This is a genomic window from Flavobacteriales bacterium (assembly GCA_021739695.1).
In the GTDB taxonomy this organism is placed as follows: Bacteria; Bacteroidota; Bacteroidia; order UBA10329; family UBA10329; genus UBA10329.
On sequence record JAIPBM010000032.1, the window covers coordinates 1 to 15,521 of the forward strand.

Genomic DNA, 15,521 nt, shown 5'->3' on the forward strand with positions numbered 1-15,521 from the left:
GAATAACGAATCGGGAATCAGGTCAGCGGAGGTCAGCCTGGTTTTGACCACAGGAGCCAAAATATCGACATCCCACTGGGCTTGAGAAAGGTCTTCCTTGCATCCCGAAAAGATGGTCAAGCCAATAATTACACAGAGAAAAACGGCAGAAAATAAACTCTTCATCAGCTATGTCCAAAAGTAAAAAATAACGCGGCTTCGGCCGATTCAATTCCTGCGAGAGGAATTTGTGAGAATCTGGGTTGTGCTTACAGAACTACTAAGGTTGGTGATTGATTTGTTAATACCCGTACTTGGTTTTCCAAAGTTCTTTTAGCCGTTTGCGGTCAGCAAGTTCGCGGGCGTTGTTCTGTGGTTCGTAGAGTCTGCTTCCAGCGATTTCGGACGGCAAGTACTCAAGATTCACGAAGTTGTTTTCGTGATCATGAGCATAGTCGTAATCCTTCCCGTATCCAATTTGTTTCATCAATTTGGTAGGAGCATTGCGCAAATGCAACGGAACATTCAGGTCTCCAGATTCGGCCACCAGTTGTTTAGCGGTTTTTATTGCCTTGTAGGTTGCGTTGCTTTTTGGAGAATTCGCGAGGTAAATAGCTGTCTGCGATAAGATTATTTCTGCTTCCGGATAACCAATAACGTTAATGGCCTGAAAGCATCCATTGGCCAGCACGAGAGCAGTAGGATTTGCAGCGCCAATGTCCTCAGACGCCAATATAAGCATACGTCTTGCAATGAATTTCGGGTCTTCTCCTCCAGCAATCATTCTCGCCAACCAGTAAACGGATGCGTTCGGGTCGCTGCCACGCATTGATTTAATGAACGCTGAGACCACATCGTAATGATTTTCTCCTTCCTTGTCGTACTTGGACATGGTGTTTTGAAGACATTCTGTGGCAAAAGCATTGGTAATCGAGACGGTTTTATTCGAATTGGAGTTGACAATCAATTCAAGATTGTTCAGCAATTTTCTGGCATCGCCTCCTGAAAACCGCAGCATCGCCTCGCTTTCAGCAATCTTTATTTTTTTGTTCGTAGAGCTTTCCATTTCGAGACGCCCTTTTTCCATCAGTGTCTCGAGATCAGAGCGTTCTAGCGATTTGAGAATGTAAACTTGGCACCGGGACAATAGTGCTGAAATCACTTCGAAAGACGGATTTTCGGTAGTTGCACCTATCAATGTCACCAAGCCCTTTTCCACAGCACCAAGTAGCGAATCTTGCTGCGATTTGCTGAACCTATGAATCTCATCGATAAATAGAATGGGCTTGCCATTTTGCGAAAACATTCCCTGATTCTTTGCCTTGTCAATCACTTCACGCACATCCTTTACACCAGAGTTGATGGCGCTGAGGTTGAAGAACGGCCGATTCATTGTGGCCGAAATGATATTGGCCAAAGTTGTTTTTCCAGTTCCTGGAGGTCCCCAAAGAATCATCGAAGGGATTTGACCAGAACCGATGGCCGTTCTCAATACCGAGTTTTTACCCACCAAATGTGCTTGCCCAACATACTCGTCTAAAGTAGCGGGCCTTAAACGCTCGGCTAACGGTGATTCAAGACTCATGTGAGCTTCAGTAATGTTGTGCTTATTTCTCCTCGGAATCTGATTCCGATTCTTTAGCAGGCTTTTTAGCTTTCTTTTCCTTCGGCTCTTTTTCCGCCTCTTCAGGTTGTGATTCCTGCTCTTCTTCCACGCAATGAACGTCTGCAAGTGTTTTTGCCTCTTTGCTTCCCAGTTCTGCCGCTGCTGCAAGATCCTTGCATGCCGTTTTTGGTTTGCCAGATTCAATCTTTGCTTTTGCCCTATGAAGGAAAGCATCCGAAAACTGAGGGTCAAGTTTTATTGCTTTGCTGAAATCTTTGACAGCATCCTTGTCGTTTCCCTGCAGCAGAAGGATTTGACCTCGATCATCGTGATATGTGGCTGTGTTTTCACTCAATTCAATGGCTTTAGTGAAATCTGAGATTGCGCCAGCAGTATCTGTCAAAGCAAGTTTTGTCCATGCTCGGTGGTTGTACGCTTCGTGGAATTCGGGAACCATACTGATGGCCTGATCATAATCTGGTAAAGCCAATTCGTGCTGGTTATTGAGGCTTCTTGCGTGTGCCCGACTTTCATATGCATTCGGATAGTCGGGTTTCAGTTCAATTACTTTACTGAAATCTGCAATTGCTCTCCGAAGATCTTTTCTCTCTACGTAGCAGAAACCGCGGTAATTGTACGCCTTTATCAACGTTGGATCCAGCTCCAGCGCTTTGTCAAAATCAATGATGGCGTTCATATAATCGGCAAGTCGCATGTAAGTTGAACCGCGCATGATGTACGCTTCGAAATAGTCTGGTTTCAACTCCAACGCTTTATTGAAGAAACCGAGCGCCTTCTCATCTTCACCTCTGTTAGTGTGAAGCAGACCTTGAATAAAATTGTCCTTAGATGTTTGACAGTTTGCGTTGAAATGGCCAAGGAAAACCAACCCAATTGCTAGAAGGATGAAGTAGGAAAAGGGCTTCTTGGTGAGCGCCATATCTATTAATTCTGAAGTGCTAAGAGTGCTTCTTTCGCTCGCATCACACCATTTTCGTAAGCTCTAGCCAGATCCTGAATTCCCTTTTCATTGTTGTGCAATTGCAGGTAAGTAATTCCTCGGTTGAAAAACGCCTTGCCATCAGATGGATTCACGTCTAGCGCACGCGTGAAATCATCAATCGCTCCTTGATGGTTTTTCAATTGCAGCTTCACAACTCCTCTGTTTGTGTACAGTTCACAATCTTCATTGTTCAATTGAATCGCACGATCCAGGTCTTCAATTGCTTTTTCAAACGAACCAAGAATTGTTGCTATTTGTGCTCGATTGAATAACGCGTCTTCGTGATTGGGATTGATGTCCAACGCGGCCGTGAAATCGGAATATGCAGCACTTATTTCGTTAGCGAAAAAATAGGCTAAACCTCTGTTATAAAGAATATCAGAGTTGTTGGCATCAAGCTTCAACGCCTCCGAATAGTCATTTGCCGCGCCATCGAAGTCTTTGGATTCAAACTTCAGATCACCATCGGTAATAAACTGTTCGGCACTTTTCATGTTCAAATTATTGGTTACAGCGCGACTGAATGTAATCGTTCGCTTCGGCTTGTCCCATTTCGCCTGCCAAATACCAGTCTATACAGGCTCCTGCATTATCGCCTACCAGGCTTTTGCATACGCCTCTGTTCATGTATGCAGAGCCATATTCAGCATCTATTAGAATCGCTTTGTTAAAATCGTCAATGGCACCATAGTAGTCCTTTAGTTCACGCTTGGCGAAACCACGATTATGAAGTGCGGTTTTGTTTTTCTCATTAATGTTAATGGCATAGTTGTACGATTTCATCGCTTCTATGTAGTCTGCCGGTTGTTGAAAGAAATATGCATCGCCCATCCGCACGTATGCCAGTTCGTTCTTTGGGTCTAATTCAATAGCCTTCTTGCAGTCTTCAATGGCACTTTTGTAGTCTTTCATGTCTACGTAAATCGCACTTCGCAGAGCGTATGCGGCACTATTCGCCTCATCCAATTGAATGACCTTATTAAAATCCTGAATGGCTAGAATTCCTTTTCCTGAACCGTATTTCGCCTCGCCACGTTTTAGTAGGTAAGTGGTGTTTTCTTTATCTCCAGCAATGGCTTTGTTGAATGCGTCTATTGCTTCAGCATAATTTTTAGATTCCAACTGTGTAAGCCCAGTTTTAAAAGACTCTTCGGCTGTTTGAGAATAGGTAAGTGTGCAAACGAGGGCAAAACTGATGACAAGTACGAGTTGCTTCATGAATAAATTGGCTTTTGAGCGGCCAAAAATACTCAACTGAATAAATGAACTGGAGTTTTTTTAAGCCGAATAGTTCAGCTTAATGTTCACAATATTCAGAATATGACGCCATCGCTACCATATAACCCAGTTTTTGAGCTTTTAGAATATCATCGCAAGCACCGTTGATGTCGCCTTTCAAGAATTTGATCTCACCTCGTAGAGTATACGTTTTTGCGTAAGCAGGGTCGAGTTTGGCAGCCGTGTCAAGGTCTTTGATGGCTGCGTTGTAGTTCTTCACTTCCTTGAGCGCTAAACCTCTGCCCAAGTACGAATCCTTGTCGCTTGGATTCAATTCAATGGCAGTTGTGTAATCAGTGATGGCTCCACTGAAATCATTCAATTTTCTTTTAGCTCGACCTCGATTGGCATAAGCATCGCTATAATCACCTTTTAGAGCAATAGCGATATTGTAATCTTTCAATGCACCGTAGTAATCGTCCAATTCATCTTTCACATATCCTCGATAGTTGAAAGCCTTAATGTATCTTGGGTCAAGTTCAATGGCCTTGTTCAGGTCGTTAAGCGCCCCTCTAAAATCTTGGGTTTTGGCTTTGGTTTCGGCTTTACGATAATATTCCTGCGCTGTTTGGGCTTGACCAAACACGCAAGAGAAAGTAATCAACAGAGTGAACAAATACCGCACAGCGGTAAAAGTATTACAAATTCGAATCCAAGCATTTTGTCAGCAATGGATTCGCTACACGTTTTTCCGAATTCTTAAAGTTCAGTGTTCTACGGAATAGGAAATTGGAGCTTGACTAATGCAAACTGATCGGCACTACTCAATCGAGATCATTCGTTTTTTGATAGTTTGACCTTTACCCAAAATCTGATGGGGTCAGCGTATTTGTTGTAGGAAGTTGAGTTACGCATGGCCATTCCAGCGGCAGTGCTTCCTGTTGGGCTGTTCATACCGTAAGGGTCAGAAGAGTTTGTCCTTCCCATCGCCCTATCGCCTGCAGTAACTCCCTGGTTTGCCTGTGTCACATCTGCTTGAGAAAGTGCACGGTCATTCTGAGGAAACTCATATCCACCAGTTTCAAAGCCAACAGAAATCACGTCTTCTTGTGCTGTGAAAAGCTCAACAGGTATAATGGCGCGATAGACCAATGAACGCGTGCTGTCAAAACTCAATGAAACCGTAATTCCTTTCGTTTCTACCTTATTGAAAATAGGAGTGGTAACGTCACCCAATTTTACATATCCGTCAGTCGGGATCATTTGATCAAGTCTTTCTCTGCCAAGCAGTATGCTTTGGTCGTAATCGTTGCCATATTCTTCCAATTCTGAAACCGGAACTTTATCTGAATAGACCGGAAATTGAATTTCATTCTTCTGTTTGTTCTTCGCGGTTCCGTCAATGAAAAGTCGCAGTCCAGTTGTAAGGATTTTTTGGATTGTGAGTTGGTCCATCACATCAAAAGAGACGTAAAGATTCTTTTCATCGTTCTCAATATTGTATCTGATTTTCGAATCGGCATGGTAAAAGCGAAAAGCAGAAGACTTGGTTTGTGGTTTCTTCCAATTGCTTTCGTAAAGTTTATTCGAACAACCGAAGGAAATGATTGCGATTAAAAGAAGGATGATCGTGTTTCTCATGTTGCTGCAAAGGTTCAAATTTCATCGGATTCTTTGCCGTTTTACAGAAACAGGAAAGACTGCCCGAAAGCAGCCTTCCCATCACCCAACCAAACAACTCTTTATTCCATTACCATCGCCAACTCTGCAAGTCGAATGAATTCAGCCCGTCTGCCGTCTTCATCACTTCCTTTGCTTTTTTCGGCCATGTCAATGACTCTTTGGATTTGCCCTAACCGTTGGGCTTTTTCCAGTTCTTTGTCCAATAGGATCATTCCGAACTGAGCAAGCGCAGCTGAAAACCGCATATTGACTGAACTTGAGTCAAGTTCGGCACTTTGGTTTGCCAACGGTTTGATCAAAAGTTTACTCACGTCTCCATCAGGTTTTTTGTATCGCAGTTTGACGGTCAATAGCTCATCGTCATTTCCAGCTGCAAGCACGGGCTTAGCAAGTTGGTATTTCAGCGTGTCGACCAATGGACGGCCATCGGGTAGAATGCTTCCTGCAGGAATCACTTCGTAGAGGGCTGTCACCGTATGACCAGCACCCAATTCGCCAGCATCTTTCCGGTCATCGTTGAAGTCTTCTGCTGCCAAACGTCTGTTCTCATATCCGATAAGTCGATATGCCAACACATTCCCAGGATTGAACTCAACTTGGATCTTTACATCCTTGGCAATGGCGAAAAGCGTTCCCCAGAATTCCTGCACCAATACTTTTTGAGCTTCTTGAAGATTGTCGATGTAGGCAAAGTTGCCGTTGCCTTTATCGGCCAGTTTCTCCATTTTCTGATCTTGAAAATTTCCGGTCCCAAATCCTAGAACCGTAAGAAATACACCAGATTCTCTCTTTTTCTCAATCAGTTTTTCCAATCCTTCATCCGAAGAAACGCCCACGTTGAAATCGCCATCTGTACAAAGGATCACGCGGTTGTTTCCTTTCTTGATGAATTCCTTTTCGGCAATAGAGTAAGCAAGTTCGATGCCTGCACCGCCTGCAGTAGAACCTCCTGAACTCAACCTATCAATAGCCTCAAGCAGCTGCTGTTTCTTGTCGCCTGAAGTTGAAGGTAGCACCAGCCCAGCAGCACCAGCATAGACCACAATCGAAATCTTGTCGGTTTCCTCCAACTCCTTCACAAGAAGTCGCAGTGATTGCTTCAGAAGGGGAAGTTTATCTTGGTCTGACATGGAGCCTGACACATCAATCAGAAAAATCAAGTTGTTCTTCGGACGTTCTTCCATTTGAAGTTCTTTACCCTGCAAACCGATGTGCACCAACTTATTTGCCGAATTCCAAGGACAGTCAGCTACTTCTGTTATAATGTTGAAAGGGTCTTCACCTTCAGGTTGAGGATAGTCGTATTTGAAGTAGTTGATCATTTCCTCAATTCTCACAACTTCCACGGGAGGTAATGAGCCCATATTCAAGCTTCTTCGGATCTGGCTGTATGAAGCCGCATCCACATCAATAGAGAAAGTCGAAAGTGGTTCTGCAAATACATTTTTGAATGATTGTTGCCTGTACAGATCATAGCCTGCGGTAAGTCCTTCTGGCTTCAGATGTTTCTTTTTCCTACTTGAATTATCCTCGCGGGCAGAAATAATTCTTAGATCTCGGAATCCAGCGCTAGTTGTAATAGAGACAACTCCACCATTGGCATCACCAAATTGTGCTGGAATTCCGCTTGTCAGCACCTGAACTTGTTCATAAGCCGCTTGTGGAAGCGATGAGCTTCCGCGGACTTTCACGCCATCGATGTAAGTGCTGGTTGAGCCATCGCGTGAACCTCGGATTAAACCGATTGAACCGTCATTGTTTTGCACTCCAGCAACCGTAGTTACTACGGATGCTGCTCCACGACCTGCCATCTTCTGGATGTTTGATCCAGAGACAATGGAATTCTTGGAGTTTCTTCGTGATGAGCTAGAAGTGTTGTCACCTGAAAGGAGGTTTCCACCACCATGTCTGTAAGGAAACAGACCATTGCTAGTTACGGTCATTGCAGAGCCACCATCTTTTTCTATCAGCGGAACCATATAGTTGACAATCTGAACTTCGTCCAGTTTGATGCCAGTCTGCAGATGGAAGTCTACCGAAATGTTCTGTTCGGCTTTTACGATAACTGATTGCTTCTCTTCAGCTTGAAAACCAACGCTTGATACTCTTAAGTTGTAAGGACCAGGCTGAAGTCCACGTATCTTGTACAGGCCGTCAAAATCGGTCGCCATGCCAGCTATTTGTTGACCGGATTGAAGAACTAATACACTCGCGAAAGGTATTGGTTCACCCTTTTCGTCTGTAACGATTCCGTAAATCCCTCCAGTTCCTATTTGGGCCAACGCCAATGATGTTATCATCAAGTGGCTGATAATGCCGAGTAATATTTGAATGAGCTTTTTCATGACTTATATTTTTTAGGGTTTGAGATGTGACCGTCCTGAGGAAGGCTTTTGCCGTCCGATGTTCAGGTCAGTTTCGAAAATGTTTTTTGGGGAAGATGAGGTCTTCCCAAGACCGAAGGTTATTTCTTGCTACGCCAACTCGTCAAGGCCAGGAAGCTTGTTGTATCAACAGATACGATGGCACCGGAATGGTTTGCGGGTTCTTTTCCGTGAAATTCAGATGGAGGAACACAGCATTCACAGATACAACCAAAGCCGCATGGTTTGATGCAATAAGGGCGATAGGCTGAACAGATCACAGAACTGAGTTGAACGCCCCAGCGCATTTCAATTGGTGGTATGCTGACCTCGTTTCCATCAATTCGAATATCTCGGATATACTTAGATGAGAACCCGACACTGGAAATCTTTAGGTCGTAAAGCCCTGATTCTACATTGCCCAGAATGAAATTTCCCTCAGCATCGGTGATGATGCCCGCTGAAATTTGCGAATTCTTCATCAACAGGATCGTGCATAATGGAATAGCCTCTTTCGATTCGCTGACCACGGTACCGAAAATGGCTCCAGCATGTACTTGAGCCAGCGTTGTGGAAGTAATCAGCAATTGACCAAGAACTCCCATTAAAATGTGTACTAGATTTTTCATGACTTTGAGTTTTAAGGGTTCATAAATCAGATGCGCGCCATCCATTCTATAAAGTTCCTCAAGTCAATCGCGATAATCAATTCATTGTAAAGCGATAAATTTCAAGTCTACGAGTACGGGTTTTAGTTTGGTTGACACTCATTTTGAACTAAAACAGGAATGCTAATAATCACCAATAAGCTCATATTTAAAACACAGGTGTTAATTACAGGTCCAAACTGGCAATAAGCACCGTTTCCGTGATTGAGATTGCGTGTGTTGATTACGTTTCAAGCAAATAATCTTGTTTCACGGTTCCTGAAAAATCTCTCGATTTTCAAGATTCAATTTGAAATAATTAGTACACTTGTACTATTATTGCAATCAATAATGGTTTTCTTGTACTAATGTCGGTTACTAAGGAGCGAATAATCACAACTGCTGTGGAGCTATTCAATGCGAAAGGCTTTGTAAGTGTGACCATGCGCGACCTTGCGAATGAGCTGGACATGAGTCTCGGAAATCTCACCTATCACTTCAAAAAGAAAGAGGAGTTGATGGAAGCCATTCACGACCGCATCATCGAAGAGCGGAATGTGATGCTCGATTCGGTGCAGATGATCCCTTCCATTGATAACATTCACAGACAGATGGTGCCGTTGCTTCAATTGTATGAACGCTACCGATTTCTACAGCAGGACATTCTGGAAGTGAGTAGAGCCTATCCGCATTTGGCAGAGATCATGCGTGGACAGTTCAAGAACCAGATCAGATATATCAAAGCCATCATCGATTACTCGGTTGGTTCTGGGAACATGAAGTCTGAAGCACGTTTGGGACAATACCAGCAATTGGCTGAAACGGTGTGGATGATCATCACATTCTGGCTAGCGCAACGGGAATTGCGTGATCAAAAAGGAAATCTTTACAACCAAGCACGAAGCGCCATTTGGAATTTGACCATTCCTTTGTTGACCGAAAAAGGCCTCGCCAATTTCAATAAGATTGATTTTAACGAAGAAGTAATAGCGAATTGAAATGCAGACAATTCAATCGAAAATAAACACGAACACACAGGTCTTTAAGGATAACCGAGAAGGCATGCTGAAGCTGCTAGAAAAGCTTGACGGCCATTTGGAAGAAAGCCGCTTTCAAGGACAGGAAAAGCACATCGCCAAGGCACGTTCGGAAGGAAAAATGCTGGCGCGGGAACGCCTTGATCTGGTTTTGGATCAAGACAGTCCATTCTTGGAATTGCTGCCCTTGGCAGGATTAGGCGGAAAAGGTTTCGGAACGGGCGGAACAACCGTTGGCGGCATCGGTATTGTGTGTGGTCGTTTGGTAATGATCGTGTCTAATGTTGGCACAAACAAAAGCGGTTCCATCGATTTTCCGACACTTCAGAAAGCAATGCGACTGAACGAAATCGCTGAGGAAAACGAATTGCCAAGCATCAGTTTGGTGGAAAGTTCGGGAGCCAATCTTCCCGATCAGGCTAAGATATTCAACCTCGGAGGAACCAATTTCCGCGACATTACTAGACGTTCCAAGAAAGGAATTCCGTCCATTTCGGTCGTGTTCGGTAACTCCACCGCTGGTGGCGCTTACATTCCTGGAATGTCTGATTATTCGATTTTCGTGAAGGATCAGGCAAAGGTTTTCCTCGCTGGTCCGCCATTGGTCAAAATGGCCACGAACGAAGTGGTGGATGACGAAACGCTCGGAGGTGCCAAAATGCACTCGACCATTTCGGGCGTTTCCGATTTTCTGGCGGAAGATGAATTGGATGGAATTCGAATTGCACGCGACCTGATCGCGACACTCAAACCCGCAAAAACGCATTTCCAACCCGAAGGATTGGCCGATGAGCCTGTTTACGACAAGGAGGAATTGCTCGGAATTGTGCCGCCAGATGTCAAAATCCCATTCGACATTCGGGATGTGATCGCCCGAACGGTTGATGGTTCAAAATTCACCGAATTCAAGCCAGATTATGGCGAAACGCTCATTTGCGGTTGGGCCAATATTCACGGTTATCCCGTTGGAATTATCGCCAATAATGGCGTGCTTTTCTCGGAAAGCGCTAACAAGGGAACGCACTTCATTCAGCTTTGCAATAAGAACGATGTGCCTTTGCTTTTCTTCCAGAATATCACTGGCTTTATGGTCGGAAAGGACTACGAACAGGGCGGCATCATCAAGCACGGAGCCAAGCTCATCAATGCCGTTTCCAACTCGGAAGTTCCGGCCATTACCATTATGATGGGCGCGAGTTACGGAGCCGGGAATTACGCCATGATGGGCCGCGCCTATCAACCGCGCTTTTTGTTCTCTTATCCGAATGCGCGCATAGCCGTCATGGGACCCGAACAGCTCGCAGGCGTGATGGAGATCATCCAGCGGCAGGCGGTTCAGAAAGCAGGTGGCGAATATGATGAAGTGCAAGGAAAAATGCTTCGCGATCACATGGTCAATGAAGCGGTGAAACAATCGGATGCATGGTACTCTTCCGGGCAGATATGGGATGATGGCGTTATCGATCCGCGTGATACCAGAAACTATTTAGGAATGTGCTTGGCCATCGTGAACAACGCCCCGATCAAAGGCACTGATAGTTATGGGATTTTCAGAATGTAAAGACATGAAACCCGAAATTCTAAATACTCAAATCCGAAACAATAATATGTTTCAACAATCCGCGAATATCCGTGCGACTCGTGTCATCCGCATTCCAATGTCATTCGCATATTACCCTCATTCGCTAATTCGCTAATCGTCAACTGATGAACTCAGTCAACTCCATAAACTCAATACTCATCGCCAACCGAGGCGAAATTGCCTCTCGCATCATTCGCACTTGCAAGAAAATGGGCATCCGAAGTGTGGCCATTTATTCTGATGCCGATAGCGGAACACCCTACACAAGAGAAGCCGATCAGGCCGTCCATATTGGCGGAAATGATCTCGCGACTTCCTACTTGGATCAGGACAAGATCATTGCAACGGCCAAAAAAGTTGGGGCAGATGCCATTCATCCTGGTTTTGGTTTCCTTTCGGAGAATGCTGGTTTTGCCCAAAAAGTGCAAGATGCAGGATTGATTTTCATCGGTCCGCGGCCGGAAGCAATTGACGCGATGGGTTCAAAATCCAAGGCGAAAGACATTATGCGCAAGCACGAAGTGCCAGTCATTCCTGGTTATCAAGGCGAAGACCAATCCTTAGAGCGACTTTCTGCTGAAGCCTTGAAAATCGGTTTCCCTGTTTTGCTGAAAGCTGCAGCTGGTGGTGGTGGAAAAGGCATGCGCATCGTGGAGGCCGAAAAGGAATTGAAAGCTTCCATCGAAGGTGCTAAGCGCGAAGGACTTTCCAGTTTTGGGAACGATGAATTGATCATCGAAAAGTACTTCCCAACCTCACGGCATATTGAGTTCCAGATCTTTGGTGATAAGCACGGAAACGCCATTCACGTTTTGGAACGTGAGTGTTCCATCCAAAGGCGTTATCAGAAGATTATTGAGGAAAGTCCATCGCCAGCTTTGAGCGAAGAACTTCGCAATCAAATGGGCGAAGCAGCAGTTCGTGCGGCCAAGTCCTTGAAGTACGATAACGCTGGAACAGTCGAGTTCATCCTATCCGATAAGAACGAATTCTTCTTCTTGGAAGTGAATACACGCTTGCAAGTGGAGCATCCCGTAACGGAAGAGATCACGGGTCTCGACCTTGTGCAAATGCAGATTGAAGTGGCGGAAGGTCGTCCGCTTTCTGTGACGCAAGAAGACATTCAAGGAAACGGCTACGCCATCGAATGTCGCTTGTATGCAGAAGATGCCGACAATAATTTTATGCCTGCAACAGGAAAAATCCTCAAATGGCAAGTGCCAGAAATTGATGGTTTGCGGATTGAAACAGGTGTGGAAAGCGGCTCGGTCATTTCTACGCATTACGACCCGATGATTGCGAAGCTGATCACGCACGGAAAGGATAGGGCCGAAGGTCAGCGGAAAATGAGTGCGGCTTTGGCTAACCTCAATTGCCTTGGTCTGACCACCAATCAGGATTTTCTGAAAGCCATTTTGGCGAATGCTGATTTCCAAGCTGGGAAGTACGACACGCATTTCTTGCAGAAGCAATTCAGTTATGAGAAGGCGCAATCGCAAGATGCAGTTGAATTGGCGGCACTTGCCGCTTCTGCATTTGATAAAGCGGAACGGGACAGCCAACGAACATTACTTCAGAACTTACCAAGTGGCTGGAGGAACAACTTCTACCAGCCACAACAAGAGACTTTCTTGAATGGCGAAGAAGAGATATTAGTAAAATACCACGACACCAATTATACCACCGTCATTGCGAGTGACGAAGGAGCGAAGCAATCTCCTTCAGATAACTACCAAGTTCACATTCAACAGGTTTCCGAAGACGAAATTCTTCTGGAATTGAACGGCATTCAAGAACGTTTTACGGTTGTGAAAAGTGGAAACGACTATTTCGTGCAGCATGCGCAGAATGGAACGGTTAACCTGACGAGAAAGGAACGTTTCCCGCTGAAGGAAGCCGAGAAAGTAAAAGGCGGTTACATCAGTCCGATGCCTGGAAAGGTGATAAAAGTGCTGGTAGAACCCGGACAAGAGGTGAAAAGTGGAGACGGACTTTTGGTGCTACTTTCCATGAAAATGGAGAATACCATTTGTGCTGATGAAGACGGAACAGTAGAAGACGTTTACGTGAGCGTGGAAGAGGACTTGGAAGCAGGTAAATTGCTGCTTAAAATGAAGGAACAATGAGTAATCTTCGGGTAAGATTGAAGTCCTTTCTTGGAACGCAGAGTTCGCCTACTTCTGTCGATGAAAACGAAAACTATTGGAAACTAGTTGGAAAAACAGGTGAAGTATTGGATAGTGAAGTTGGAGCCGACAAGGTTTTGGTTCAGTTTGACGATAATTTGGATGATTTTGGATTAGAAAATCATAATGCAATAAAGAATAGTCTGATGATTAATAAATCGGATTTACAGTTTTTGACCGATTAGAAAAAGCCAATGTTCAACCAAGAAGACCTCAATAAACTCAACGAATACACTTTCGCGTTTTTGGAAGTGGAGCATACCGATAATGTACTGACGATTACGCTTAATCGTCCAGAGAAGAAGAATGCCTTGCATCCTGTAACGGCCAACGAGTTGGCGTTTGCGCTGACCTACGCCAAGCAGAACAAAGACGTTTGGGCGGTGGTGATCAAGGCCAACGGAGATGTTTTTTGCGCTGGTGCCGATCTGCAAGCATTCATGACGGGTGGTGGAGAGACGAACACAACTGTTCCGAAAGCGGATGGAGAAATTTTGATTGGAGAGCTTTTCAATCAATTGCATAAACCCTGCATTGCGCAAGTGGAAGGTGATGCGTTTGCAGGTGCTTTCTTGCTATTAGCTGGCTGCACGCAGGTGGTTGCCGCATCGAATGTCAAGTTTGGATTGCCAGAAGTGAAACGCGGCCTATTCCCTTTTCAGGTAATGGCTTCGCTGCTACAAGTCATGCCAGAACGGAAGGCGCTGGATTGGTGTATTCAAGGATATACGCTTGACGCTCAAAAAGCAGCGTATTGGGGATTGGTAACCCATATTGCGGAACCCGGAAAAGTGGCTGACACGGTTCAGCGAATGATTGATGTCATTCTTGATAATTCGCCTACGGCCATTCGCATGGGATTGGAAGCGTACCAGCACATCAGAAGTGTCGACACGAAAGCGCAACACAGCTACCTTCAAGGCATGCTGATGAAAACGGTTCAAACGAAGGATGCGCAGGAAGGCATTATGGCTTTCAGGGAGAAACGGGAACCTAAATGGAGTAATGAGTAGTGAGATGTCAGATATGAGATATCAGATATCAGAACGCGTCATTGCGAGGAACGAAGCAATCTCGTTTTTGCTGACAGATTGCCACGCTCCGCAGGCTCCGCTCGCAATGACGTGTGGAATTGTGATGAGGCCCGCGTTAGGGATTGGAGCAAGCTGCCGTGCAGCGCGGAAAGCCCGACCCGCAGGGGAACGCCCAAATGATAAAGCACTAAAAACGAAACGTAAGTTCAACGGAGTTAAATAAAGAAGCACGAAACGGTTTCGAATTTGAGAGTTTAGGATTTCGAATTTGAACCCAAAAACATTAATAACTGAAGAAATAGATATGAGTAAGAAAGTGATTATTTCAGCATCTCTGACGGGCGTTCTCGCCAACAGGAAGCAATGTCCGTACATTCCCTACACACCAGAAGAAATTGCCGAGGAAGGTCGCAGAGCGGTGGAAGCTGGGGCGAGTATTTTACACATCCACGCGCGGAATGACGATGGCACGCCTGCGTACGATGTGGAGACCTATGCGCGTATTATGGAAGAGGTGAAAAAGCGCACGCCAGATGCTATCATCAACTTCAGCACGGGCGCTATTCACATAACACGAGAGGAGCGAATTGCGCACATTGTGGCGCTGAAACCTGACATGGCAGCCCTGAATATGGGGAGTATGAATTATGGTATCTATTCTTCGAAAGCGAAGAAGTTTTACCATGATTTCGTGTTCCAGAATTCGTTTACGGACATTCAATTTTACTTGGAGAAAATGAATGAAGCGGGTACGCGTCCTGAGATGGAAGTGTTTGATAACGGCCACGTGAATAATGCGATGCCGTTTATTGATATGGACATTCTGAAAAAGCCGTACAACTTCAGTTTCGTGATGGGCGTTTTGGGCGGATTGCCGCACAGTACGGCCAATATTCTGCACCAAAGTAGAACGGTTCCTGAAGGTTCTGACTGGCAGGTGATTGGCATCGGTCGTCAGCAGTGGGCAAGTCTGGCCGCTGGAATTACGATCGGTGGGAACATTCGCGCTGGGTTGGAAGACAACTTCTATCTGCCAGAAGGCGAAATGGCGAAGAGCAATGGCGAATTGATCGCTGCAGCTGCACAACTCACCCGAATGATGGGGCGTGAGGTAGCAAGCATTGCTGAGGCGAGAGAGACCTTGGATATTCCTTTGAGGAGTTAGGTATTAGGAGTTAGCGAT

General features: G+C 45.2%; 14 protein-coding genes. 6 read left to right on the top strand and 8 right to left on the bottom strand.

The annotated features are described in order from the left end of the window. Positions 1-280: 280 nt before the first annotated feature. The 8 genes from K9J17_16015 to K9J17_16050 all read right to left on the bottom strand — a co-directional run bounded on the left by K9J17_16015 (position 281) and on the right by K9J17_16050 (position 8,481). Positions 281-1,564: a replication-associated recombination protein A gene (locus tag K9J17_16015; GenBank protein MCF8278234.1), complete on the bottom strand. Its 1,284-nt coding sequence runs from the start codon at positions 1,562-1,564 to the stop codon at positions 281-283. Between the two features lie 22 nt (positions 1,565-1,586). Further along, entirely contained in the window at positions 1,587-2,525 is a 939-nt protein-coding gene (locus K9J17_16020) for a tetratricopeptide repeat protein (GenBank protein ID MCF8278235.1), read from the bottom strand. A 5-nt stretch (positions 2,526-2,530) separates the two neighbouring features. Continuing rightward, complete coding sequence (locus K9J17_16025; protein MCF8278236.1) at positions 2,531-3,082, bottom strand: tetratricopeptide repeat protein; 552 nt, start codon at positions 3,080-3,082, stop codon at positions 2,531-2,533. 7 nt (positions 3,083-3,089) lie between these two features. Then, positions 3,090-3,806 carry a tetratricopeptide repeat protein gene (locus tag K9J17_16030; GenBank protein ID MCF8278237.1) on the bottom strand — a complete coding sequence of 239 codons (717 nt, stop codon included), beginning with the start codon at positions 3,804-3,806 and terminating at the stop codon, positions 3,090-3,092. 79 nt (positions 3,807-3,885) lie between these two features. Further along, positions 3,886-4,452: a tetratricopeptide repeat protein gene (locus K9J17_16035; protein MCF8278238.1), complete on the bottom strand. Its 567-nt coding sequence runs from the start codon at positions 4,450-4,452 to the stop codon at positions 3,886-3,888. Positions 4,453-4,640: 188 nt separating this feature from the next. Further along, positions 4,641-5,447 carry a hypothetical protein gene (locus K9J17_16040; GenBank protein ID MCF8278239.1) on the bottom strand — a complete coding sequence of 269 codons (807 nt, stop codon included), beginning with the start codon at positions 5,445-5,447 and terminating at the stop codon, positions 4,641-4,643. 101 nt (positions 5,448-5,548) lie between these two features. Beyond that, positions 5,549-7,834 carry a von Willebrand factor type A domain-containing protein gene (locus K9J17_16045; protein MCF8278240.1) on the bottom strand — a complete coding sequence of 762 codons (2,286 nt, stop codon included), beginning with the start codon at positions 7,832-7,834 and terminating at the stop codon, positions 5,549-5,551. 119 nt (positions 7,835-7,953) lie between these two features. Continuing rightward, entirely contained in the window at positions 7,954-8,481 is a 528-nt protein-coding gene (locus K9J17_16050; protein ID MCF8278241.1) for a carboxypeptidase-like regulatory domain-containing protein, read from the bottom strand. 386 nt (positions 8,482-8,867) lie between these two features. Here K9J17_16050 and K9J17_16055 point away from each other — a divergent pair, with 386 nt between their 5' ends. From K9J17_16055 to K9J17_16080, 6 genes are all read left to right on the top strand, one after another. After that, positions 8,868-9,497, top strand: coding sequence for a TetR/AcrR family transcriptional regulator (locus tag K9J17_16055; protein MCF8278242.1), 630 nt, complete (start codon positions 8,868-8,870; stop codon positions 9,495-9,497). A 1-nt stretch (position 9,498) separates the two neighbouring features. After that, the gene (locus K9J17_16060) at positions 9,499-11,097 is read left to right on the top strand and encodes an acyl-CoA carboxylase subunit beta (protein ID MCF8278243.1); all 1,599 of its coding nucleotides are present in this window, start codon (positions 9,499-9,501) and stop codon (positions 11,095-11,097) included. 146 nt (positions 11,098-11,243) lie between these two features. Next, positions 11,244-13,244, top strand: coding sequence for an ATP-grasp domain-containing protein (locus K9J17_16065; protein MCF8278244.1), 2,001 nt, complete (start codon positions 11,244-11,246; stop codon positions 13,242-13,244). Then, complete coding sequence (locus tag K9J17_16070) at positions 13,241-13,489, top strand: hypothetical protein (GenBank protein ID MCF8278245.1); 249 nt, start codon at positions 13,241-13,243, stop codon at positions 13,487-13,489. The genes K9J17_16065 and K9J17_16070 overlap by 4 nt, the downstream gene beginning before the upstream one ends. Positions 13,490-13,498: 9 nt before the next feature. Beyond that, entirely contained in the window at positions 13,499-14,317 is an 819-nt protein-coding gene (locus tag K9J17_16075) for an enoyl-CoA hydratase/isomerase family protein (protein MCF8278246.1), read from the top strand. A 325-nt stretch (positions 14,318-14,642) separates the two neighbouring features. Next, positions 14,643-15,503, top strand: coding sequence for a 3-keto-5-aminohexanoate cleavage protein (locus tag K9J17_16080; GenBank protein MCF8278247.1), 861 nt, complete (start codon positions 14,643-14,645; stop codon positions 15,501-15,503). Positions 15,504-15,521: the final 18 nt, after the last annotated feature.

Bases quoted from the DNA above. Each gene is read 5' to 3' on its own strand.
- K9J17_16015 (MCF8278234.1), bottom strand. From the start codon at position 1,564: ATGAGTCTTGAATCACCGTTAGCCGAGCGTTTAAGGCCCGCTACTTTA.
- K9J17_16020 (MCF8278235.1), bottom strand. From the start codon at position 2,525: ATGGCGCTCACCAAGAAGCCCTTTTCCTACTTCATCCTTCTAGCAATT.
- K9J17_16025 (MCF8278236.1), bottom strand. From the start codon at position 3,082: ATGAAAAGTGCCGAACAGTTTATTACCGATGGTGATCTGAAGTTTGAA.
- K9J17_16030 (MCF8278237.1), bottom strand. From the start codon at position 3,806: ATGAAGCAACTCGTACTTGTCATCAGTTTTGCCCTCGTTTGCACACTT.
- K9J17_16040 (MCF8278239.1), bottom strand. From the start codon at position 5,447: ATGAGAAACACGATCATCCTTCTTTTAATCGCAATCATTTCCTTCGGT.
- K9J17_16045 (MCF8278240.1), bottom strand. From the start codon at position 7,834: ATGAAAAAGCTCATTCAAATATTACTCGGCATTATCAGCCACTTGATG.
- K9J17_16050 (MCF8278241.1), bottom strand. From the start codon at position 8,481: ATGAAAAATCTAGTACACATTTTAATGGGAGTTCTTGGTCAATTGCTG.
- K9J17_16055 (MCF8278242.1), top strand. From the start codon at position 8,868: ATGTCGGTTACTAAGGAGCGAATAATCACAACTGCTGTGGAGCTATTC.
- K9J17_16060 (MCF8278243.1), top strand. From the start codon at position 9,499: ATGCAGACAATTCAATCGAAAATAAACACGAACACACAGGTCTTTAAG.
- K9J17_16065 (MCF8278244.1), top strand. From the start codon at position 11,244: ATGAACTCAGTCAACTCCATAAACTCAATACTCATCGCCAACCGAGGC.
- K9J17_16070 (MCF8278245.1), top strand. From the start codon at position 13,241: ATGAGTAATCTTCGGGTAAGATTGAAGTCCTTTCTTGGAACGCAGAGT.
- K9J17_16075 (MCF8278246.1), top strand. From the start codon at position 13,499: ATGTTCAACCAAGAAGACCTCAATAAACTCAACGAATACACTTTCGCG.
- K9J17_16080 (MCF8278247.1), top strand. From the start codon at position 14,643: ATGAGTAAGAAAGTGATTATTTCAGCATCTCTGACGGGCGTTCTCGCC.